The following is a 21,699-nucleotide window of genomic DNA, read 5'->3' as shown; positions in this document are numbered from 1 at the left end:
GTCGCGACGAAGCTCGACGAAGCGTTCTTCCCGGCGGAGGCCGTCATCCTCGCCATCGGGCAGGAGACCGCCTTCCCCTGGATCGAGGACGATGCGGGGATCGAGTTCAACAAGTGGCGAGAAGCGGTCGTCGACCGCACGACGTTCATGTCGACGCGCGAGGGCGTCTTCTTCGGCGGCGACGCGGCGTGGGGTCCCGAGAACATCATCTGGGCGGCCGAGCACGGGCATCAGGCGGCGATCTCCATCCACGCCTACTGCAGCGGCGAGGACATCCGGAAGCGTCCACCCGAGCACATGAACCTCGTGAGCGCCAAGATGGGGCTCCACGAGTGGAGCTACTCGAACGACTACGAGTACGCGGCCCGGCGGAAGATGCGGCACGTCCGCCTCGAGGAGCGCCTCCAGAGCATCGAGACGGAAGTCGAGGAGGGGTTCGACCTCGAGCAAACGCTGACCGAGGTCGAGCGCTGCCTGAACTGCGACATTCAGACGCACTTCACGGGAAGCCTGTGCATCGAGTGCGACGCCTGCATCGACATCTGTCCCCTCAACTGCCTCACGATCACGCACAACGGGGAGGAAGCGGATCTCCGCACGCGGTTGCTCGCCCCCGCCGAGAACACCGAGCAGGACATCTACGTCTCCGAGCCGCTGCCGCAGACGGCCCGCGTCATGGTGAAGGACGAGGATCTCTGCATTCATTGCGGGCTGTGCGCGGAGCGCTGCCCCACGGCGGCCTGGGACATGCGGACGTTCGATCTGCTCAAGCCGTACGCGGGACAGGACGCGGACCATCCCTACTCCGGGATGGGAATCGAGGAGATGGCGCCGGGCGGCTTCGTTTCGGTGGCTCCCTGACGGAATGGCCGGCATGAAGATGGACCGCGTGAACGACTTCGCGCTCAAGATCGGCACCGTGAACGGCACCGGCTCCGCGAGCGCCAACGGGCTCATCATGCAGTCGATCTTCCGGATGGGGGTCCCGGTGTCCGGGAAGAACGTCTTCCCCTCGAACATTCAGGGTCTTCCCACCTGGTACGAGATCCGGGTGAACGGGTCGGGCCACGTCGCGCGCACGCCGGACTTCGACCTCATCGTGGCGATGAACCCGGAGACCTACGCGCAGGACATCGAGGAGCTCGTCCCCGGCGGCTGGCTCCTGTACGACTCGAGCTGGCCCATGGCGGACACGCTGCGGCGCGAGGAAGTGACCTTCCTCGGCGTCCCGCTGGCCGAGATGTGCGTGAAGAGCTTCGACGGCGGCCGCACGCGCATCCTGATGAAGAACATCGCCTACACCGGCGCCCTCGCCGCCCTCCTCGACATCGACATGGACGTGATCCGTGGACTGCTCGAGGAGACCTTCGGCGAGAGGAAGCGTCACCTGCTCGAGGCGAACTTCAAGGCGATCCGGCTCGGCTACGATTACGCGGCCGAGAACTTCGAGTGCCCGCTGCCGATCCGGCTCGAGCGGATGGATGCCACGCGCGATTCGATCCTGATCGACGGGAACACGGCGGCGGCGCTCGGCTGCGTCTACGCGGGCGCGACGGTCGCGGCCTGGTACCCGATCACGCCCTCGACCTCGCTCGTCGACGCCTTCACGGCCTACTGCCGGCGTCTGCGCGTCGAGGAGGAGACCGGGCGGAGCAGGGCGGCGATCCTGCAGGCGGAGGACGAACTCGCGGCGGCCGGCATCGCGATCGGTGCGGGGTGGGCAGGAGCCCGCGCCTTCACGGCGACGAGCGGGGCCGGGATCTCACTCATGACGGAGTTCATCGGGCTCGCCTACTACGCCGAAGTCCCCTGCGTGTTCTTCGACGTCGAGCGCGTCGGCCCGTCGACCGGCATGCCGACGCGCACCCAGCAGGGCGACATCCTCCTCTGCGCCTATGCCTCGCACGGGGATACGAAGCACCTCTGCCTCTACCCGAAGGACCCGGCGGAATGCTTCGAGTTCAGCGTGCAGGCCTTCGATCTGGCGGAGCGCTTCCAGACGCCCGTGTTCGTGCTCTCCGACCTCGACATCGGGATGAACGACTGGGTCGTGCCCCGCTTCCGGTGGGATGACGAATACAGGCCGGACCGCGGGAAGGTGCTCGACGCGGAGGCGCTCGCGGAGATCGAGACCTTCTACCGGTACCTGGACGTGGACGGGGACGGGATTCCGTATCGTACGATTCCCGGCGAGGACCCGAAGGGCGCCTACTTCACACGCGGCTCCGGCCACACGAAGTACGGAAAATACACGGAGGACGCGGACGAATACCAGGAGGTCATCGACCGCATCGCCGAGAAGATCGACAGCGCCGCGGCAGCCGTGCCTGCCCCCGAGATCCGGACGAGGCCGGGCGCTCGGTACGGACTGGTCACGCTGGGCGCGTGCGACGGCGCGGTGCGCGAGGCGATCGAGCGCATGGAGGCGGAGGACGGGCTCCGGCTCGACTACATGCGGATCCGCGGGTTTCCCTTCGCGCCCGAGGTCGGCGGCTTCATCGAGGCCCACGACCTCAACATCGTCATCGAACAGAACCGGGACGCGCAGTTGAAGTCGCTGCTCACGCTGGAGACGCCGGCCTCGAAGGAACGGCTGACCTCGGTCCTCCGCTACGGAGGGCTCCCGCTGAGCGCGCGCCACGTCATCGCGGGCGTGAAGGATCGGCTCGATCTCGCGGCGGAGACCGCCGAAGGAGTGGGTGCATGACGTACATCGCCAAGCCGCGTGTCTTCCACCCGAGTCTGGAGAAGAACGAACTGGGGCTCACGCGCCGCGACTACGAGGGCGTGATGTCCACGCTGTGCGCGGGTTGCGGCCACGATTCCGTCACCGCCGCGCTCATCGAGGCGGCGTGGGAACTCGCGATCCCGACGCACCGGGCCGCGAAGATGAGCGGGATCGGCTGCTCGTCGAAGACGACCGCCTACTTCATGTCCGAATCCCACGGCTTCAACAGCGTGCACGGGCGGATGCCGTCGGTCGCGAGCGGAGCGAACGCCGCGAACCGCGACCTCGTCTACATCGGCGTCTCCGGAGACGGGGACTCGCTCTCGATCGGGCTCGGGCAGCTCTGCCACGCGGTGCGGCGCAACCTCAACCTCCTCTACATCATCGAGAACAACGGGGTCTACGGCCTGACGAAGGGCCAGTTCTCCGCCTCGGCCGACATGGGCTCGAAGTCGAAGCGGGGCGTGCCGAACGAACAGCCCCCCATCGATCCCGCCCTGCTTGGCCTCTCGATCGGCGCGACCTTCGTGGCCCGGGGCTTCTCCGGCGACAAGCAGCAACTCGTCCCGATCATCAAGGCGGGGATCCGGCACCCGGGCCTGGCGCTGGTCGACGTCATCTCTCCGTGCGTGACCTTCAACGACCACGTGGGGTCGACGAAGAGCTACGCCTACACGCGCGAGCACTTCCGCGAGGCCGTGGAGGCCGCATTCGTGGCCCCGAAGGACTTCGTCCCCCCCGCGGATGAGATCACCGCCGACATCGGGTCCGCCGACGTGCGCGACGTCCGCATGCACGACGGCAGCGTGATCCGTTTCCGGCAGGTGGAGGGCGACTACGACGCGACCGACCGGGACGCCGTGTACGGCTACCTGCGGGAGCGCCAGAACGCGGGCGAGGTTCCGACCGGTCTCCTCTACGTGGACCCGGAGTCAAGGGACCTGCACGACGTGCTGGGGACGGTCGACCGGCCGCTGTGGAACCTCCCCTTCGAGGACTTGTGCCCGGGAGCCGAGGCGTTGGACGCCCTGATGGAGAACTACCGATAGCCGCCGAGGAGCGGGCGGCCCGCCTCGAGGCGGTGCAGCCCGTGCTTCCTTCGCGGGATGTCGCCGCGGCGATCGGTTTCTACGTCGGTCGGCTCGGCTTCGAACTCGCCTTCGCCGATTCGACTCGCGATCCAGGGTACGCCGGCGTGAGACGGGATGGGATCGAGTTGCACATCCAGTGGCACGACGAGGAGGAGTGGTCCCGCGTGGAGCGGCCCATGCTTCGCTTCGTCGTGCCCGCGGTCGAGGAGCTGTTCGAGGAATACCGGGACCGGGGGATCTTCCACGAGCGCACGGCCCTGCGGCGGACCCCGTGGGGCACGCGCGAATTCGCCTTCTACGACCTCGACATGAACGGTCTCACCTTCTACCGCGGTCTCGCCGAGGGCGAGGCCCCGGACCTGCCCGAGGGCGAGGACCCCTCCGACTGACTGCGCCGCTGATCAACGGATAGGACCGTCACACCGCAACCGCCCGAGCAACGACGTGTTTTGACAGGTGCGCGCCGATCAGGGCGCCGACGACCGGTCCCCATACGTAGGGGAGCGAGAAAGACCCGATCCCGAGGGCGACCGCGGGGTTGAGCACTCCGTTCGATCCGTGCGCGGCCCAGGAGATTCCCACGACGAGCGTCGCGCCGATGACGGCGCCGGTCAGCCGGTCGGGGATGCGGCCCATGAAGACGGCCCCGATCGTGAAGGCGAGGAGCGCAGCCCCCAGCATCTCGGCCACACCGGTGCCGGCCGAGGCGTCCACGGGGAGCGGGACGGGAACGGCGAACAGGGCGTTGTCGAGGGCGAGGGCCAGTCCGGCCCCCGCGAACTGCGCCGCGATGAACGAGCCGGCGTCCTTCGCCCCGATCTTTCCGATCGACCAGATGGCGATCGTCACCGCCGGGTTGAGCAGGCAGCCCGAGACGGGCCCGAGCAGGTGAACCAGGACACCCAGCGTGAGTCCGGCCATCGCGGGCGCCGGGACGGGAAAACCGGGGTTGTTGACGGAGATCACGGCGGACAGCGCGAGCGCGAACGTGCCCACGAGTTCGGCGGCGACAGCCCTTGGTCTCATGCCTTCTCCCTGATTGCGCGGCACGGCGAGCCTCCGCCGGAGCGGACTTCGGCGGCGAGGCGTAAGATCAGCGACGCCAGCATACGACGATCCCGTCGACGGGGGCCACTGCTTCATCGAGGAGTTCAAATGACCTGGACCGCGCCCGAACACTGGCTTCGCATCGAGACGATCGACGCCCACACCGAGGGAGAGCCGCTGCGCGTCATCGTGGCGGGGTTCCCGGAGTTGGAGGGAGACACGGTCCTCGCGCGGCGTCGCGTCGCGCGGGCGGAACACGACGAACTCCGCCGCGCGCTGATGTGGGAGCCGCGAGGGCACGCGGACATGTACGGCTGCCTCGTGATGCCTCCCGTGCGGCCCGGATCGGACTTCTCCGTCCTGTTCATGCACAACGAGGGCTACTCGACGATGTGCGGCCACGGGATCATCGGCGTGGCGAAGATCGCCGTCGAAGCCGGCTGGATCGACGGGTCGGGGAGGGAGCGGCCCGTGGCGATCGACACGCCCGCCGGGCTCGTGCGCGCGACCGCCATCCTGGACGGCGAGCGGGTCCGGGAGGTCCGGTTCGTCAACGTGCCTTCCTTCGCGCCTGCGCTGGGCCGGGCTGTGGAGGTCGAGGGGCTGGGTAGCGTGTCGTACGACCTCGCCTTCGGTGGGGCGTTCTACGCCTACGTCGATGCGGACGCGCTCGGACTCTCCCTCACCCCCGGCGCCGCCGCCGATCTCATCGACGCGGGGCGCCGGATCACGCGGGCGGTGTCCTCGTCCGCCGGGGGCGACATCGCGCATCCGGACGATCCCGATCTCGGGTTTCTCTACGGCACCGTGTTCACGAGCGCGGCGGCCGACGCCGCACACCACTCGCGGCACGTTTGCATCTTCGCGGACGGGGAACTCGACCGAAGTCCGACGGGGACCGCCGTGAGCGGCCGCCTCGCCATCCTTCACGCGCGCGGGGCGTACTCCGGGGATGCGGAGATCATCGTCGAGAGCATCATCGGCGGCCGGTTCAGCGGCCGCGTCGTCGACACGACGTCGGTCGGCGGGCACGCGGCCGTCGTGCCCGAGGTCGGCGGCCGGGCCTGGGTCACGGGCCGCCACGAGTTCCTCATCGATCCGGAGGATCCGTGGCGGGACGGCTTCCTCGTACGCTGAGGAACCGGTATCCGCCCATGAGCCGGTTCGCACTCCGGATCCGTCGGCCACAGGAGGCGAAATGCCGCATATCGAGACGGTAGCTCCCGAAGAAGCGGAGGGGCTCGTCGCCCGCGAGTACGAGAAGGCCGTCCGCCGCGCGGGTCGTGTCTTCAACGTGATCGGCATCCAGAGCCTGAACCCGCCCGTCATGCGCGCTTCGATCCAACTCTATGAGGCGTTGATGCTGGCGCCGGGACCGCTGGGGCGGGACGTGCGGGAGATGCTCGCGACCGTGACCTCGCGCGAACTGGACTGCTTCTACTGAACGGAGGCGCACGGAGAGGATCTCCGTCAGGCCACCGGGGACGCGGACCTGGCCCGCGCGGTCCGGAGCGACTATCGGACGGCGGGGCTCGACGCGAAGACGCGCCGGCTGATGGACTATGCCGTGGCGATCACGCGCGATCCGGCCTCTACGGCGCGGGGGGACATCGATGGGTTGCGGGAGGTCGGCTGGACCGACGCGCAGATTCTGACCGCGACGGAGGTCGTCGGCTTCTTCAACTACTACGTGCGCATGGTCGAGGCGCTCGGCGTCGAACCGGAGCCGGAAATGGAGCGGGATCCGGCCGTGTGGCCGGACCCCTGATCGCTAACCTCCGGATCGGCCGCGCGCACGTGTGGCGCCGCTCGACCGCGTGTTGCCGCCGGAGCGTCTGACGGCGCCACCGGATCGGGAGCTGCCGCCGGAACGTCTGACGGCGCCACCGGATCGGGAGCTGCCGCCGGAACGTCTGACGGCGCCGCCGGATCGGGACCCGCCGCTGGAACGGCTGACGGTGCCGCTCGACCTCGACGGGCCGGGCGGGCGCACCGCCGGCCGCGATGGACGGGGGGCGTTTTGCCGGGTCACGGGTCTCGGCGTGGACGGCGGACGGCGAAGAACGGGCCGGGAGGGCCTCGCCGTCGTGGGTCGCGCCGCCGGCCGCGCCGGAGCGGAGCGCGCGGTGGGCCTGGCAGGATTCGACCGTGCCGTCGGCCGCGTCGTCGTGCCGCCCGTCCGCCGAACGGCTGGCGACTCCCGTGCCGTCCGCGGACGGACGATCCGACGAACGCCATCGTCGCCCGTCCGCGGGGGCGCGCGCTGGACGCCGCCGGAGCCCGCTCGCGTCGTGGGTCGCACGGCCGGTCGCCTCGGGGCGTCGGGCACCTCCCGCGCCGTGGGCCGCCGGATCACCGGGCGGGTGCCGGTTCCGGCCGCAGGCGGCGTCGCGCGCTGCACGCCGATCCGCTGCGTGGCCCGCTGTACGCCGGCCCGCTCCAGCCGCAACGTGCCGGCCTCCGGCGATCGCGTGGTCACGCGGACAGGCGGTGTGCCCGCCGTCCGCGAAGTGCCGCTCGGCGCCCCGGCGGTCGCATCGCGCGGGCGCGCCGTCCGGCCATCGCGCCCTCGCAGCACGACGCGTTCGACCTCCCGCGGCAGACCCGCGCCGCGGTCGATGAAGCCGTTCGCATCGACGGCCGTCCTCCCGTCACGCTCGACCGCGCGCCGCAGGCTCGCCAGGGTCTGGGCCGGTCGCCGCCGCGCCTCGCGCCCGAGCAGGCGGGAGTCGGTCAGCAGCACGCCGCGCTCGACCGCCTTCCGCCCGCGACCGAAGTCCGAACCGCCGATCGAGTAGAAGTGCTGGCGCCGGTGTCCGAGGCGGCCGTGTGGCAGGAACGTCCAGTGCCGATAGCGACCGAAGCCGCCCCCGATGTGCCCGTAGACCCCGAAGTGGAAGCCCCAGCTGCTCCCGTAATAGTTCCGGTAGTGGCGCCAGTAGTAGCCTGACGGAATCCAGCCCGCGTAGCTCGGACCCCAGTACCAGTACACGTGCGCGACCGCGAAATGCCGGCCCGGGAACCAGACCCAGCCCCATCCGGGATCGAGGTCCCAGTACCCGTAGTGGTAGGGCACCCAGCCCCATGGTTCGTACGAGACCCAGAACATCCCGCTGGGTGTGTGCCGCCAGCGCCCGTGCCGGTACGGCGCCCAGCCTGTGGACACGCGCGGACGCCAGGCGACCCCCGCGCCCGCCTGCACCCACGATCCGTGACTCTCAAGCGAAGACGCGGCGTAGTGGAGATCCGGATCCACATGCGCGGTATACTCCCCGCGTGCGTAGTCGCCGAGCCCCTGACCCCACGCCTCCAGACGATCAAGCCCGGGGGCCGCCGCGAAGCGGAGCCGGTCGCCTCGCGCGCCTTCGACGACGAGGCTCTCTCCGCGCCGAACCTCGGCGAGTTCCGTCTCTGTCGTGACTTCCGCCAGCCCTTCGCGCACGACGACCTCGCTGCGGCGCTCGCCATCAACGACGATCAGGAAGGAACCGGCTCCCCTGGGCCGGATTGTCGCGTTCGGCGTGACGACGGAGGGCCACTCGGAGCCCGGCGGATTCCCGGCCACCACGAGTTGGAGCGACCCGCGCGCGAGTTCGACGATGGTTGCGGGGTCGCTCGTATCCGCGGAGTTGGCGAGCGCGCGGAAGAGAAGTTCCGCCTGGTTCCCGATCCGGACGACGTTACCGTCGGCGAGCACGATTTCGACGCGCGACTCACCGGAGACGAAGATCCGGTCGCCGGCGAGGACGGGCTCGTTCACCGCGAGCTGGACTCGCTCACGGGTGTCTCCCTGAATGAGCGTCGCGGACCCGTCGAGCGCGCGCAGGTATCCGTAGCTGCCGTCGATCCCGCTCTGCGCGATCGCGGCGTCGTAGTCGATCGGGGTCTCCGCCTCCTGGGCGGAGACCGGGGGCGCGGCGAACGAGAGGCCCCACGCCACCCCGACCGCCCACACCCGCCGCCGGCCCCGCAACCGCCGGGGCGCTCCGGAGTTTCCTGCCGCCTTTGCGAACCGCATCCCAAGCTCCCGTGTCTTCCGATCCCCGCCCCGCGCGGCCGGTTCACCGCCGGGACTGTCTTCAGAGACTAGACGGTCCGCGGGCGAAGTCCGTCACCGGCGGCCACGGACGGCGGGTGCGGTCACCACGCTCAGGGGAGGTCGTCGATCCACTCGGCGATGAAGATGTTCGTGTTGCCCAGGTGGGATCCGTGCCGGTTCGACCCGAACACGAGATAACGGCCGTCGGGGCTGAACATGGGGAAACTCTCGAAATCCCCGCTGAACGTCACCTGCTCCAGCCCCGTGCCGTCCAGGTTCACGAGGAAGAGGTCGAAATTGCGGCTGCGGGGATCGTCCTCGTGCAGGTTCGAAGCGAAGATCACCTTCTCGCCGCTCGGGTGGAAGAAGGGGGCGAAGTTCGCGGCCTCGTTGTCCGTGAGACGCACCCGGTTCGAGCCGTCCACATCCATCACGTATATGTCAAGCACGCCGGGCCGGACGAGACCGTCGGCCAGGAGCGCCTGGTAATCCGCGAGTTCCTCCTCGCTCTCCGGATACCTCGCACGGTAGACGATCTTCGTTCCGTCCGGAGAGAAGAAGGGCCCGCCATCGTAGCCCGGTTCGTTCGTGAGCTGCCGGACGTCGGAGCCGTCGGGATTCATCGTGTAGATGTCCAGGTCTCCGTCGCGCGTGGAGGTGAAGACGATCCGCGAGCCGTCCGGGGCGAGGGTCGCCTCCGCGTCGTAACCGGGACTGGAGAAGATCGGCTGGACGTCGGAACCGTCCGGGTTCGCCGTGTAGATGTCGAAGTCGTAGAGCGGCCACACGTACCCGCGCCGCATGTCCGGTGGCGGCGGACACTCCGGCGCCACGTGATGCGTGGAGCTGTATACGATCCGCGAGTCGTCCGGGAAGAAGTAGGAGCAGGTGGTCCGGCCCAGGCCCGTCGAGACGAGAGTCGGCTCACCGCCCTCGACGCCGATGGTGAAGATCTGGTCGCACTCGTACTCGCCCGCGTGGCGGCGCTGGAAGATCAGCCGCTGTCCGTCCGAAGAGTAGTATGCCTCGGCGTTCTCCCCCTCGAAGGTGAGTTGAGCCAGACTGGCGAAGCGTCGTTCTCCCGGGAGCGGATCGCGCATCACGGCGGCGCTCTCCGGGCCGTTCTCCACGCCGTTCTCATTGATCGCGGCATCGGTCTCCTCTCCGGCGTTACCGGCGCAGGCCGTCACGAGGAAGGTCGCCGCGAGCGAGATCGCGATGCAGGTCGGGGACGATACGGATCCGATTTGTGCTGACTTCAAGAGAGCCTCGGTTCTGCCGATTCGATGTTCCACGGCGCGCCCGCCGCCGCGGTGTTCTTCGGGCCCGGGTGGGCCGCGGGCTCACAGGGTACGATTCACGCGCTCGCGCGGCCAGTTCCGGCACGGCCAGGGCCGGCGAGTCCCGCTTTCACGGTTTCAGCGGCGATACGTTGTAAGGAGGAGCACAAAGGAGAGGAGAATGGAGAGGTGGAGCCGAGGCGGATGACCACAACGGCGGAGCCGGAACGACCGGTGCACGACTGGTCCGAGCGCTACGGTCCTGAATTGCGGCGCCACGTGGCCGCGATGGTGGGCAACGCGGACGAGGCCCGGGATATCGTGCAGGACCTGTGGGTGACGGCGCTCCGCGCGCGGCCCGAGGCGGGAGGCGCCGTGAACATCCGCGCGTGGCTGTATCGCGTCGCGACGCGGCGGGCGCTCGACCACCTGACCACGCGCCGCCGGCGCTCGGAGTTGCTCGCGGCCCACTCGGGCGCGCTGGAGCCGGGCACCCTCCCCGCGGCCGACGCCGCGCTGGGTCGGCTCTCGGAAGCCGCCGCGGCGCGCGTCCGGAGGTGTGTCGCGGCACTCCCCCGGCGGCAGCGGGACGCCGTCTGGCTCCGCTGGATCGAGCAGTTGGACTACGCGACGATCGCCCGCCGGATGGGTGCCTCCCCCGAAGCCGCGAGAGCCAACGTCTACCAGGGGATGAAGAAGCTGCGCCGCGAACTCGCCGAGGTGTGGCGCGAGGAGGGTCCGATATGACTCGACGTTGCATGACCTGTCACGAAGAAGACGTACTCGCCTGGATCCTGGACGACCCGGATGCGGACGCGGCGCAGAAGCTCGCCGAACGCGTGGCGGCGTGCCCCGTTTGTCGGGAGCGCGCCGTGGAATACCGGATTCTGGATCTCGCCGCGCACGGCCTCCGGGACGGCCCTGTCATCCGCTGGCATCGCTTCGATTCGCCCTTCGGCGCCATGCGGGTCGCTGCGAGCCCCGCCGGGTTGGTCGCGCTCTCGTGGCAGGACAAGAACGACGATGCGTTCGTCGCCGGCCTCGAGGACCGGTACCCGTCGACACCCGTGGTGCGCGACACCGATCGACTCGGCCCCGCGGAAGCGCAACTGACGGAGTATTTCGGCCGTCGCCGCCCTCGTTTCGATCTCCTCGTCGATATCACGGAGCTGGGCGACTTCCAGCGCGCCGTGCTGGACGTCACCTCCGGACTCGAGTTCGGCGAGACGGTGACGTACACGGACATCGCCCGGCGCATCGGACGTCCGAAGGCATCGCGCGCGGTGGGCAACGCGCTCGGCCGCAACCCGATACCGATCATCGTGCCGTGCCACCGAGTCGTCCGCACCGACCGGACGCTGGGCGGATACACCGGCGGCCTCCGCTACAAGCGCGCCCTCCTCGACATCGAGGGCCGCACCGACCTCCTCGGCTCGGGGGCGATCCGACGAACGATCAACCTTCCACGGCGACAGTGAACCGCATGAGACTCCCCGGGAACATTAGCCAGGCCGTATCGTCGTCCAGGATGCGGCTGCTCCACGCCTCCCGGCGCTGCGGGTCGCGCCACAGCACGGTGGCCCGGCCATCCTCCTCGTAGGGCAGGAAGACCCCGTCCACCGGGTCGATCGCCGGGACGAGCCACACCCCCCGCTCGCCGGCCCGCATGTCCTTGAACCCCGGCGCGCTGACGCCGGGGCGCCCCTCGACAATCCGCTCCATCTCGGCGCGCGTCATCTCGACCAGCCAATCGGGTATCGCGATGCGGGAAATGCGAACGATCCTGGGCGGCGCGTACTCCAGCTCGATTCGCCACAGGGTCGTCCGTATCCCGTCGAGGAGGATCACCTCGCCCTCCCGTCCGACCGACATCACGACATGCTGGGCGCTTATTCGGTCTACCGGTCCAAACGCCAACTCCTGGGGAAGCGGAACTTCGTTCGGGATGTTCAGGGACCCGTCCGCCAACCCGTACGCCGCGAGAAGAAAACCCGGCTGTGCGCTGAGCCCGATGGCGCCGAGGACCTGGTCGACCCCGAATCCAACGGTCGTCGCTATCGCGGCTCCCGGAAGCCGTGCGGTCTGCGGCTCGCCGCCTCCGGAAGGAAACCGTACAATCGATGCCCGCCCGGGATCGCCTACCCATAACGCGCCATCGGGGGCGAACTGGACGCGCATCGGGGATCGAAGGACGTCGGGATCCCCCGGTCCCAAGGGCCCTCCCAAGGTCGCGAGATGCTCGCCGTCGGAGCGAAATAGTTGGATCCGTCCCGCCAAGCGATCCGCGATAGCGATCGTGTCTCCGAACAGGTCGAACCCGTCGGCCGATTCCAGGAAGACATCGTCCGCCATGATGCCGCCAGGGGGCAGTTCTCGCACCATCTCCTGCGCCACCACGTTGCTGCTCGAAGCAACATCGGGCCGCCGGCCGTCACCGCACGCCCAGGTCGTCCACGCCGCCACCGCGACGATGCTAGGCCACCGGCGAAGGACGGGCGCGCGTGCTCCCTCGACCTTACTCAACAGTTGTTCAACGTATTACAGGGGTCTGGAGCGGGACCCTGAATCCTGATCGTCGAAGCGCAACCGCTGCTGGTTGAAAAAATCTCCGTTCTACCGTCGTCCATCCTGTACCAGCAGGTACAAACCTCGCAGCTTACGAGGCCGAAGCTGTACGGCACCGGGACATCCGTACAAGCGCCGAATGTGCGGACGCCACTATCGGGGTTGTTGGGGCCGCCCGAAATGTACGGGGGACAGCCGCCGTCCTGGGCGGTCGCCGCTCCGTACACGCCTGATGCGGCCTTCGCTTCGATCGCAGGCCCGTCGCCGACCTTGTGCTCGTCCTCCTCCGCGTGGACATGTCCCGCCGGTACGAAAGGGGTCAGCATCGTGAGGAGGAGGCCTGCGGCCACGCCTCGGCGCAACCGCCTCGCACTCAAGGCGACGGAGCGGACCGCCAGTGCCGCAAGGGTTTCTCCGACTCGTGAAGCGCAGTGTGCGACGGAGGGGAAGAGCCTGAAGCTGGACATGCGTGCCTCCCGGGCCTGGGGTGGTCTTTGCCCGGGACTCGCTCCCGGGACTCGCTCCCGGGACTCGCGTAAGAACTTAGCGTCTGGACATGTACTTTGCAAGGTCTGCCATATACTTAGCGCGGTATCATTTGGGAATTGGGGGCGTCGCGCCGGCGGACTCCTCAACGAGCTGGATGAGGCGGCGGAGGCCGAGGCCTTCGGGACCGCCCACACGGACACGGAGCGTCCGGCGTCCGCTCTGACCGAGGGCTTCGAGATCCCCCCGGGCCTGGGCTCGGATCAACTGCCGGAAGGTGAATTCTGTTTCGGGGACGTGAACGTGTTCGCCGGCGTCGTCGACGAGTTGCAGGAAGACGCCGTTGTCCGCGCCGCCCTTGTGCAGTTGTCCGGTCGAATGCAGGAAGCGCGGGCCATGGCCCAGCGTGGTCGTCGCCCCGGTGGCTCCGGCGAGGGCCGAACGCAGCCTCCCGAGCAGCCCCTCCTCCTCCTCTCCACCCGCGAGGAACGCCTGCACGGCGATGTAGTCGGTCGGAGCCACCGCGGCCAGGAAGGCCTCGACCCGCTCGCGGATTCCATCTACGTCCGGGGGCACGGGCGTGCGGGGCGGGGCGTGTCCGAACTGCGGCAGCTCCCAGACGAGGTCGATCTCGTCCGCGTCGGAGAGCTGCGCGTCGTCCGCCGGCCCCGCGTCCGCAGGACCGCCATCAGAGCTGCCATCGCGTGCGCCTTCGCCTTCCATCGCCCGCCGCGCGAGGCGCTTGGCGAGTTGCACGTCCGGCTGGTTGAAGGGATGGATGCCGAGTGCGGCTCCGGCCATGGCTACGCCCACCTCCCAGACGAAGAAGAGCGCGCCGAGTTCCTCGGACCGTTCGAGCCGGATGCGGACCGTCGGGTGGCCGGCCGCCTCGAGTGCGTCGAGGAGACCCGGCGTCTCGTCGGCCTCTCCCCATTGCTCCGCTTCGCGCGCCGCATCCCCGTCGAGAACGAGGCCGACGAAGATCCGGTCCTCGCCGTACTCGTCCAGTCGCCGCGGGGGCTCGGCGACGACCGGGACGATGCCCCGGCCCTCCTTGCCGGTGCTCTCGGCGACCAGCTGCTCCGCCCAGTCCGGAAACGCCTCCCAGTCGGATGCCGCGAGGAAGGTGACCTTGTCGCGGCCCGCGAGCGCGAGTTCTCCCAACGCCGCCCCGAGGAGGAAGCCCGGGTTGTGCCGGGCTTCGTCCTTGCAGCTATCCGCGGCCTCGGCCGCCTCCGCGAGAAGCGCGGCGACATCGGCCCCGGCGAGCGCCGCCGGCGCGAGGCCGAACGGGCTCAGGGCAGAGAAGCGGCCCCCCACCTCGGGGGGCGCCTCGAACACGGCGTGAAACCCCCGCTCGCGGCCGAGTTCGGCGAGGGGAGAGCCGGGGTCGGTGATCGCGATGAAGTGCGCGCCGGGATCTTCCACGACTTCCGCGGTCCGCGACCAGAAGTGGCGGAAGAGCGAGAGTGTCTCGACGGTCGTGCCCGACTTGCTGGAGACGACGAAGATTGTGTTCGCCGGACGCAGCCAATCGAGGTCGCGGAGCGCTCCGGGGTGCGTGGTGTCGACGAGCGTGAGCGGCAGCCCCTCGCCCTGCATCGTACGCGCGATCACTTCGGGCGCGAGGCTCGATCCGCCCATGCCGAGCAGCACGAGATCGGTGAACCAGAAGGGCACGCCCGCGCGCAACGCCTCGAGCGCGCCGAGCGCGGCGGGAGACGTCCCCGGGAGGTCCAGCCAACCGAGCCGGTCGGCCAGCTCCGGCGTGTCCGGGTCCGCGCTCCACAGCGTCGGGTCCCGCCGCCAGAGCCGCGCCACCGCGTCCTCGGCGGCCCATTCCCGGAGCCGGCGCTCCACGCCCTCCGTGAGGGCGCCGGGGGAGAGATCGATCTCGATCATCGTCTCAGGCGTTTCAGGCGGCTCAGAAGAGCCCGACCACGCTCCCGTCCTCGACGATCCGGATCCCCTCCGCGGCGGGCACGCGCGGGAGCCCCGGCATCGTCATGACGGTGCCGGCTCTGGCCACGACGAAGCCCGCCCCCGCGGAGGGGCGCACGTCCTGAACCGTGATGCGGAAGCCGGTCGGCCGTCCGAGGCGCGCCGGGTCGTCGCTCAGGCTGTTCGGCGTCTTCGCGATGCAGACGGGCGTATCCCCGAGCCCGGCCGCCTCGAGTTGCCGGATGTCCTTCGAGGCGCGCGGCGCATAGTCCACCCCGTCCGCCCCGTACACCTTCCGCGCGATCGCCTCGATCTTGTCCCGGATCGAAGCCGCCGCATCGTATTTCGGCTCGAAGTCGGCCGCCCCCCCGTCCAGCGCCGCCAGCACGGCACGGGCCAGGTCCTCGCAGCCGGCACCCCCCAGCGCATGGCCATCGGAGCGGGCCCAGGGCGCGCCAAGCTCCTCGCACGCCTCGGCCACCGCCGCGATCTCCTCGTCGGAGTCCGTCGCGAACACGTTGATCGCCACCACCGGCTCGATGCCGAAGCCGCGGATGTTCTCCACGTGCGCGCCCAGGTTCGCGAGGCCGCCGCGGACGGCGTCGGGATCCGGCGTCGAGAGCGCCGTGCGGTCGCCCCCGCCGTGGAGCTTGAGGGCGCGGATCGTGGCCACGAGCACGGTGGCCTCGGGGTTCAGCCCGCCCGTCCGGCACTTGATGTCGAAGAACTTCTCGGCCCCGAGGTCTGAACCGAACCCCGCCTCCGTGATCACGACATCGCCGAAGGCGAGCCCCGCCCGCGTCGCCATGAGCGAATTGCAGCCGTGGGCGATGTTGGCGAACGGCCCGCCGTGGACGAAGGCCGGGGTCCCCTCGAGCGTCTGAACGAGATTCGGTCCGATCGCCTCCCGCAGCAGCAGGGTCATGGCGCCCGCCACATTCAGTTCGCGCGCCCGCACCGGCTCCCCGCCGTAGTCGTATCCGACGATGATGCTGCTCAGCCGCTCCTCCAGGTCCTCGAGGCTGGCGGCGAGGCAGAAGATCGCCATCACCTCGGACGCGGCCGTGATCATGAAGCCGTCCTCGCGCGGCACTCCATTGATCCGGCCCCCGAGCCCGACCACGATGTTCCGAAGCGCCCGGTCGTTCATGTCGACGGCGCGCCGCCAGGTGATCTGGCGCGGGTCGATCCCGAGCCGGTTCCCCTGCTGCAGGTGGTTGTCCAGGGCGGCCGAAAGGAGCGCGTGGGCGGACGTGATCGCGTGCAGGTCCCCCGTGAAGTGGAGGTTGATGTCCGCCATCGGGATCACCTGCGAATACCCTCCGCCGGCGGCGCCTCCCTTGACGCCGAACACCGGGCCGAGGCTCGGCTCGCGAATGCAGAGGACGGAGTTCGCCCCCACGCGGCGCAGGCCGTCGGCGAGCCCCACGGAGACGGTCGTCTTGCCCTCGCCCGCGGCCGTCGGAGTGATGCCGGTGACGAGGACGAGGCGGCCCGATCCGGGCTCACGCTCGAAGATGGACTCCGGGCCGACCTTCGCCTTGTAGTGACCGTAGGGCACGAGTTCGTCGAGCCCCAGTCCGATCTTCTCCCCGATCTCCCCGATGGGCCGGGGCGTCGCGGCCTCGGCGATCTGTACGTCCGTGAGCATCCGTGTCATCCCGATAAGGTTCGATGAAGTTGCCGAAGAGCCGTCCCCGGAAGGGATCCGGGGGGCCTCGGCGTTTTTCCGAGCGGAGACTCTACCGCCCGCGCCGCCCGCTGAAAACCGTACCGCGGACCGTGCCCGCCACGAGGGCCCTCATCACGCGGTGGCTGCGGACCCGCTCGGCACCCCCGGCTCTGCCGGCTCCTCCGGGCCCCGCCGGCGTAGTGCCAGGCCCACCGCGAGAACGGCCAGTGTCCCGACGACGTTGTACCACAGCCACGCGATCTCCGTGAAGCGCGACACCGCGAGCACGACCAGCATGGCGAAGATCAGCCCGTAGAAGGCACCCGCAGCGGTCGCCCGCTTCACCAGGAAGGCAAGGAGGAAGACGCCCAGGAGCGCGCCGTAGAAGATCGAGCCGACTTCATTGACCGCTTCGACGAGGGACCCCAACCGGCCCGCGTAGAGTGCGAACAGCACGGCGAATCCGCCCCACCCCAGCGTGGCGAGCCGCGAGACGAGCAGGTAGTGGGCGTCCGTCCCCTCCGGTTTCACGTACCTACGATAGAAGTCGATCACGGTGGCGCTGGACAGGGCCGTGAGTTCGGAGTCCAGCGAAGACATCGCGGCCGCGAAGATGACGGCGATCAGCAGTCCCAGGATACCGGCGGGGACATAGGAAATGAGATAGGACGGGAAGACATAGTTCACATCGTTCGACGAAGACCCGCGCACCTCGGACACGAGCGATTTCGACGCCTCCCTCAACCGCGCCAGTTCGTCGTCGTACCCGGCGATCCGGCCCTGCAGCGCCGCAGGATCTTCGCCGGACCGGCGGGCTTCCAACACCGCGAGGGTGCTTTCCCGGCGCAATTCGTGGGTCCGTTCATGCTCGGCCTCCAGCGTGGCGAAGGCGCCGGCTCGGGGGCTTTCCCGGACCATGGTGGCCTCCGCCGAGTTGAAGACGAGCGGGGGACGCTCGAAGTGATAGAACACATAGAGGAGGACGCCGATGGCGAGGATGAAGACCTGCATCGGCACTTTGACGAAGGCGTTGAAGATGAGGGAAAGACGGCTCTGGCGAAGCGAACTCGCCGTGAGATAGCGCTGGACCTGGCTCTGGTCGGTCCCGAAGTAGCCCAGGGCGAGAAAGAGTCCTCCAATGAGCCCGGACCAGAGGGTGTAGCGATTCGTCGGGTCCCAGGAGAGGTCTATGCTGCGCCACATCTCGTGAATCCCGCCGATGTACGCCACGTCGCCGACACCCACTCCCTCCGGCAGCGTCGAGAACAGCACCGCGATCGCGATCCCGATGCCGGCGAACATGACGATCATCTGCAGCACGTCCGTCCAGATGACGGCCGTGATGCCTCCCATGATCGTATAGGCCACCGTGATCAGTCCCATGACGAGAATCGTCACGCGCTCGTCCCAGCCCATGATGACGGAGAGGACGATGGCCGGGGCGTAGAGGACGATCCCCGCCGAGAGTCCGCGCGACACGAGGAAGAGAAAACTCGTCAGCGAGCGGGTTCTGGGGTCGAAGCGGCGTTCGAGGTACTCGTAGGCGGTAAAGACCTTAGAGCGATAGAAGAAGGGGACGAAGACGACGCAGAGAATCACCATCGCGATCGGCTGGCCCAGGTAGAACTGGACGAACTCCATGCCGTCGTCAAAGGCCTGTCCGGTCGTGCCGATATACGTGATCGCGCTTGCCTGCGTCGCCATCACGGAGAGGCCGATGGCGCCCCAGCCAAGCCGGCGGTTGGCGAGGAAAAAGCCCTCAACGCCGCGGTTCTTCCGGCTCTGCCGCCAGGCGAACGCGACGACGCCGCCGAAATAGACCGCAAAGACGACCCAGTCGAGGCCGCTCACGGCACTCCGTCGGAGCCACTCATGGCGCTCCGAAGTCGAGCAGGCGCGTGGCGAGATAGAGGAGGAGGATGAGTCCGACGGTATAGATGATCACCGACACATACAGGGCGCGCCAGCTCCGGAAGAGGCCGATCCGGCCCTCCGTCTCGTCCCGGTGCTCCGTCACTGGGCCGCGATCTCGCGCCAGCGGCTCCCGTCGAGCGAGAGCAGGTTCGCCCACAGACGAAAGGCGCCCGGCACGCCCGCGCGCAGCTGTCGGAAGAAGGAAAGCGAGGTATGAATGTAGAGTCCGCGACCCACCGGAGCGGCGAGCAGGCTGCCACGACTGGGCGGTTCTCCCGTGTCGGCCATCTCCAGCGGCGCCTGGTATCTGTCGTCCCACGCATCGGGGAAATACAGCCCGCGCTCCTGGATCCAGCCTTCGAAGTCGGCCGGGCCGAGACGGTTCGGCTCGACGAGAACGGGCGCCCGCGGGTCGGCGAGCGTGACGGGCGCGTCCTCCTCGGTGACGCGGGGCGCGGGGCGGCCGATCGTGATCGGGTACGGTGCGTACGCCCCCTGGTTGAACTCGTAGCGGTTGTACTGGACGACGACCGTGCCTCCGCGCTCCGCCCACGCGAGCAGTTCCGCGTTGGCCGCGATGAGGTCCTCGCGGACCTCGTAGGCCCGAATCCCGAGCACGATCGTGTCGAACCGGTCGAGCCTGCCGGCCTCCCAGTCTCCCGGTTCGATGAGTTCGACGTCGAGCCCGAGCTGCCGGATGGATTCGGGTCCATCGTCGCCGGAACCCATCACGTATCCGATGCGCCGGTCCGCGACGCGAACGGGGAAGCGCACGATCCGCACGGCCGCGTCGCCGGTGAGGAGCCGCGGCTCGATGTGCGGATAGTCGATCATCGTGGCGTGCGCGGCGGGAACCTCGGCTCCGGCGATCCGGATCCGGGGCCGCGCGAAAAACTCCCCTTCCGCCTCTCCCTCCGGGGGCTCGACCGTGAAGCCGACCGTCTGAACCGCTCCCTCTCCAGCGAGTTCGAACGGCGTCATCTCTGGCGCCGCGCGCCATCCGGACGGCAGGTCGAGGCCGATCTCCCCGGCCGTCACCTCGCGGGCGAAACTCGAGATCCGGAAGGCGATGACACGTGGCTCCGGGCGGTTGCCGGGCCAGATCAGCGTAGGCGCCGTCGCCGCGACCGATATGCGCGGCGCCACCTGAAGGGGTCGCCAGCTTTCTCCCAGCGCGCCGTCCACCGCCCGATAACGGACCGGATCCTCGATCTCGATGCCGAACCGCTCACCCGCCGCAGCCACGACCGCGGCAACGCGGCCGTGAACGGGCGGCGGACGGAACGGGAGTGTGCGAAGGTCGGGGTCCAAGGGCCATTGGTACAGGTCGCCGTCCCGCGAATGTTCAAGGAACCACGGGGAAGCCGGCGGCGCGTCGGCGGGCACCGTGACGGCATAACGCCACAGCCCGAGTTCCCCCGGCTCGATCCGCGCCCGGGTCGACGGGTCGAGGACGACTTCCGGCTGACGGAAAAAGCGGGCGAACGGACCCGCATCATCAGGTTCCGTCTCGACGTCCGCGCCAATGCCCTCCACCGACCACCCGGGGGGGGCGTCGATGACCGGCGGGTCGAGTTCCAGGGCGGCGCCGGCGCCGCTGGACACGCGCGCCTCGACGAGTACGGTCTGTCCCGGGACCAGGACATCGTCCCGTGCCCGAAGTTCGACCCGCACTCCTGCCACCGCGAGGATCGCCCGCATCAGCAGGTGCGCGCGGCGGTCGAGTTCCCGCCGCAGCTCGCTCTCGCGGCCGGCCCGTGCGGCGGCGCGCAGCCGCTCCAGGCGCCGCAGCGCCTCGCCGAGGAAGGGCAGGACGGCCTCCGGTCCGGCTGCGTTGAGCGAGCTACCGGCGCGGCCGATCGCCTCCCGGTACGAACCGAGATCCGCCTGCGCGGTCTCACCGAGGTCGGCGGCCAGGCTTGCCAGCGTCGTGTCGATCCCCGCCAGCAGCGGCTCCATCGGAGAGCCGCCGACCCGTGACGACACGAGCGAGAGGCGCGTGGAGCGGGGACCGAGCGGCAGCGCCGTGCCGAAATCCTGCGAACGGTGCTGGCTGCGGCTGTCCATCGCGACCTGGTGGTGCGTGAGGCCGAACAGGGGATCGAGTGCGCCCGTCTCGATTTCGATCGCGGTGGCGCCCAGCTCGAAGAGGGGGCGGCGGTACAGTTTCAGCGGCGCCCACGGTGCCACACCCGCCGCGACCTGTTCCGGGAAGCGCGTCGCGTCTCCCGCGGCGTCGAAGGCCTCCCGCGTGAGAAGGCCGGACACCTGGTGGTGCCCGTGGCCGTCCCGCTCCGTCCCGCTCCACATCGAGATGAGGACGTGAGGACGGAAACGCCGGATCGTCCACACCAGATCGGAAAGCACGCGCTCGCGCGGCCACTTCGCGAAGGTCTCTTCCGCCGTCTTCGAGTAGCCGAAGTCGAACGCGCGACCGAAGAACTGCTGCGCCCCGTCGATCGTACGGGCAGCCAGCAGTTCGCCCGAACGGATGATGCCGAGTCCCGCGCCGAGTTCCGTGCCGATGAGGTTCTGGCCTCCCTCGCCCCGCGTGAACGAGAAGTAGGCGGCTTCCACGCCCCATCCGCGCGCGAGCGTGGTCAGCAGGGCGGTATCTTCGTCGTCAGGGTGCGCCGCCACGACGAGAACCCTCTTCACCCCATCGAGTTGCCGAAGGATGAGTCCCGCTTCGATCGCGCCGGGGAGGCGCGACCCCTGCGCGTGCGCGAACGCGGGGAGCAGGCACGACGCCAGGACGGCGACTGCGGCGGACATCGATCGAGGTTGCATGGGCGGGAAGCTATGCGCGCACGCTGGCCGCAGAAAGCCGGGGGTTCGTGCATCTATCGTCGGCCGACAGTTGACTCGCAGTGCGCCGCGGGAGATTATGATTCATTCCACGCCGCAAACACGCGCCGGTCGCATCTTTCGTCCGG

Annotated in this window: 18 protein-coding genes; 9 read left to right on the top strand and 9 right to left on the bottom strand. The window is 69.2% G+C overall.

What is annotated here, in order from left to right:
- The 4 genes from RN743_RS12630 to RN743_RS12615 all read left to right on the top strand — a co-directional run.
- Positions 1-861: 4Fe-4S dicluster domain-containing protein (locus RN743_RS12630; RefSeq protein ID WP_310780299.1), on the top strand; the 861-nt coding region annotated here is incomplete at its 5' end.
- Positions 862-874: 13 nt separating this feature from the next.
- Positions 875-2,707, top strand: coding sequence for a 2-oxoacid:acceptor oxidoreductase subunit alpha (locus RN743_RS12625; RefSeq protein ID WP_310780297.1), 1,833 nt, complete (start codon positions 875-877; stop codon positions 2,705-2,707).
- Entirely contained in the window at positions 2,704-3,777 is a 1,074-nt protein-coding gene (locus RN743_RS12620; RefSeq protein ID WP_310780295.1) for a 2-oxoacid:ferredoxin oxidoreductase subunit beta, read from the top strand. Before RN743_RS12625 ends, RN743_RS12620 begins: the two co-directional genes overlap by 4 nt.
- Positions 3,778-3,818: 41 nt before the next feature.
- Entirely contained in the window at positions 3,819-4,208 is a 390-nt protein-coding gene (locus RN743_RS12615; RefSeq protein WP_310780292.1) for a VOC family protein, read from the top strand.
- Positions 4,209-4,236: 28 nt separating this feature from the next.
- Here the strand turns inward: RN743_RS12615 and RN743_RS12610 are convergent, their stop codons facing one another.
- On the bottom strand, positions 4,237-4,845 hold the full coding sequence (locus RN743_RS12610) for an aquaporin (protein WP_310780290.1): 609 nt from the start codon (positions 4,843-4,845) through the stop codon (positions 4,237-4,239).
- Positions 4,846-4,974: 129 nt separating this feature from the next.
- Here RN743_RS12610 and RN743_RS12605 point away from each other — a divergent pair, with 129 nt between their 5' ends.
- The 3 genes from RN743_RS12605 to RN743_RS12595 all read left to right on the top strand — a co-directional run bounded on the left by RN743_RS12605 (position 4,975) and on the right by RN743_RS12595 (position 6,634).
- Positions 4,975-6,003 carry a proline racemase family protein gene (locus RN743_RS12605; RefSeq protein WP_310780288.1) on the top strand — a complete coding sequence of 343 codons (1,029 nt, stop codon included), beginning with the start codon at positions 4,975-4,977 and terminating at the stop codon, positions 6,001-6,003.
- 61 nt (positions 6,004-6,064) lie between these two features.
- The gene (locus RN743_RS12600) at positions 6,065-6,310 is read left to right on the top strand and encodes a hypothetical protein (RefSeq protein WP_310780286.1); all 246 of its coding nucleotides are present in this window, start codon (positions 6,065-6,067) and stop codon (positions 6,308-6,310) included.
- 111 nt (positions 6,311-6,421) lie between these two features.
- The gene (locus RN743_RS12595) at positions 6,422-6,634 is read left to right on the top strand and encodes a hypothetical protein (protein ID WP_310780285.1); all 213 of its coding nucleotides are present in this window, start codon (positions 6,422-6,424) and stop codon (positions 6,632-6,634) included.
- A gap of 3 nt (positions 6,635-6,637) precedes the next feature.
- Here the strand turns inward: RN743_RS12595 and RN743_RS12590 are convergent, their stop codons facing one another.
- Positions 6,638-8,884, bottom strand: a complete 2,247-nt coding sequence (locus RN743_RS12590; protein ID WP_310780283.1) for a DUF6600 domain-containing protein — start codon at positions 8,882-8,884, stop codon at positions 6,638-6,640.
- Between the two features lie 131 nt (positions 8,885-9,015).
- Positions 9,016-10,167: a hypothetical protein gene (locus RN743_RS12585; protein WP_310780281.1), complete on the bottom strand. Its 1,152-nt coding sequence runs from the start codon at positions 10,165-10,167 to the stop codon at positions 9,016-9,018.
- Positions 10,168-10,389: 222 nt separating this feature from the next.
- Between RN743_RS12585 and RN743_RS12580 the strand changes: the two genes are divergently transcribed.
- Entirely contained in the window at positions 10,390-10,932 is a 543-nt protein-coding gene (locus RN743_RS12580) for an RNA polymerase sigma factor (protein ID WP_310780279.1), read from the top strand.
- Entirely contained in the window at positions 10,929-11,663 is a 735-nt protein-coding gene (locus RN743_RS12575) for a methylated-DNA--[protein]-cysteine S-methyltransferase (RefSeq protein WP_310780277.1), read from the top strand. Before RN743_RS12580 ends, RN743_RS12575 begins: the two co-directional genes overlap by 4 nt.
- Here the strand turns inward: RN743_RS12575 and RN743_RS12570 are convergent.
- From RN743_RS12570 to RN743_RS12545, 6 genes are all read right to left on the bottom strand, one after another.
- Complete coding sequence (locus RN743_RS12570; RefSeq protein WP_310780275.1) at positions 11,641-12,648, bottom strand: hypothetical protein; 1,008 nt, start codon at positions 12,646-12,648, stop codon at positions 11,641-11,643. The genes RN743_RS12575 and RN743_RS12570 overlap by 23 nt on opposite strands.
- 696 nt (positions 12,649-13,344) lie before the next feature.
- Positions 13,345-15,138 carry a hypothetical protein gene (locus RN743_RS12565; RefSeq protein WP_310780273.1) on the bottom strand — a complete coding sequence of 598 codons (1,794 nt, stop codon included), beginning with the start codon at positions 15,136-15,138 and terminating at the stop codon, positions 13,345-13,347.
- A 22-nt stretch (positions 15,139-15,160) separates the two neighbouring features.
- Positions 15,161-16,828, bottom strand: a complete 1,668-nt coding sequence (locus tag RN743_RS12560) for a formate--tetrahydrofolate ligase (RefSeq protein ID WP_310780271.1) — start codon at positions 16,826-16,828, stop codon at positions 15,161-15,163.
- Positions 16,829-16,981: 153 nt separating this feature from the next.
- The gene (locus RN743_RS12555) at positions 16,982-18,700 is read right to left on the bottom strand and encodes a sodium:solute symporter (RefSeq protein ID WP_310780269.1); all 1,719 of its coding nucleotides are present in this window, start codon (positions 18,698-18,700) and stop codon (positions 16,982-16,984) included.
- A 19-nt stretch (positions 18,701-18,719) separates the two neighbouring features.
- Complete coding sequence (locus tag RN743_RS12550; RefSeq protein WP_310780267.1) at positions 18,720-18,866, bottom strand: hypothetical protein; 147 nt, start codon at positions 18,864-18,866, stop codon at positions 18,720-18,722.
- Positions 18,863-21,538 carry a PIG-L family deacetylase gene (locus RN743_RS12545; protein WP_310780266.1) on the bottom strand — a complete coding sequence of 892 codons (2,676 nt, stop codon included), beginning with the start codon at positions 21,536-21,538 and terminating at the stop codon, positions 18,863-18,865. Before RN743_RS12545 ends, RN743_RS12550 begins: the two co-directional genes overlap by 4 nt.
- Between the last annotated feature and the right edge of the window lie 161 nt (positions 21,539-21,699).

This window comes from Candidatus Palauibacter scopulicola (genome assembly GCF_947581915.1).
GTDB lineage: Bacteria > Gemmatimonadota > Gemmatimonadetes > Palauibacterales > Palauibacteraceae > Palauibacter > Palauibacter scopulicola.
Note: the sequence above shows the minus strand (reverse complement) of the source record. Positions and strands in the feature narration are given on the sequence as shown.

What these genes read in the sequence shown, in the direction of transcription:
- RN743_RS12575 (WP_310780277.1), top strand. Translation starts at nt 10,929, where the DNA reads ATGACTCGACGTTGCATGACCTGTCACGAAGAAGACGTACTCGCCTGG.
- RN743_RS12600 (WP_310780286.1), top strand. Translation starts at nt 6,065, where the DNA reads ATGCCGCATATCGAGACGGTAGCTCCCGAAGAAGCGGAGGGGCTCGTC.
- RN743_RS12580 (WP_310780279.1), top strand. Translation starts at nt 10,390, where the DNA reads ATGACCACAACGGCGGAGCCGGAACGACCGGTGCACGACTGGTCCGAG.
- RN743_RS12605 (WP_310780288.1), top strand. Translation starts at nt 4,975, where the DNA reads ATGACCTGGACCGCGCCCGAACACTGGCTTCGCATCGAGACGATCGAC.
- RN743_RS12620 (WP_310780295.1), top strand. Translation starts at nt 2,704, where the DNA reads ATGACGTACATCGCCAAGCCGCGTGTCTTCCACCCGAGTCTGGAGAAG.
- RN743_RS12610 (WP_310780290.1), bottom strand. Translation starts at nt 4,845, where the DNA reads ATGAGACCAAGGGCTGTCGCCGCCGAACTCGTGGGCACGTTCGCGCTC.
- RN743_RS12545 (WP_310780266.1), bottom strand. Translation starts at nt 21,538, where the DNA reads ATGTCCGCCGCAGTCGCCGTCCTGGCGTCGTGCCTGCTCCCCGCGTTC.
- RN743_RS12590 (WP_310780283.1), bottom strand. Translation starts at nt 8,884, where the DNA reads ATGCGGTTCGCAAAGGCGGCAGGAAACTCCGGAGCGCCCCGGCGGTTG.
- RN743_RS12565 (WP_310780273.1), bottom strand. Translation starts at nt 15,138, where the DNA reads ATGATCGAGATCGATCTCTCCCCCGGCGCCCTCACGGAGGGCGTGGAG.
- RN743_RS12595 (WP_310780285.1), top strand. Translation starts at nt 6,422, where the DNA reads ATGGACTATGCCGTGGCGATCACGCGCGATCCGGCCTCTACGGCGCGG.
- RN743_RS12625 (WP_310780297.1), top strand. Translation starts at nt 875, where the DNA reads ATGAAGATGGACCGCGTGAACGACTTCGCGCTCAAGATCGGCACCGTG.
- RN743_RS12560 (WP_310780271.1), bottom strand. Translation starts at nt 16,828, where the DNA reads ATGCTCACGGACGTACAGATCGCCGAGGCCGCGACGCCCCGGCCCATC.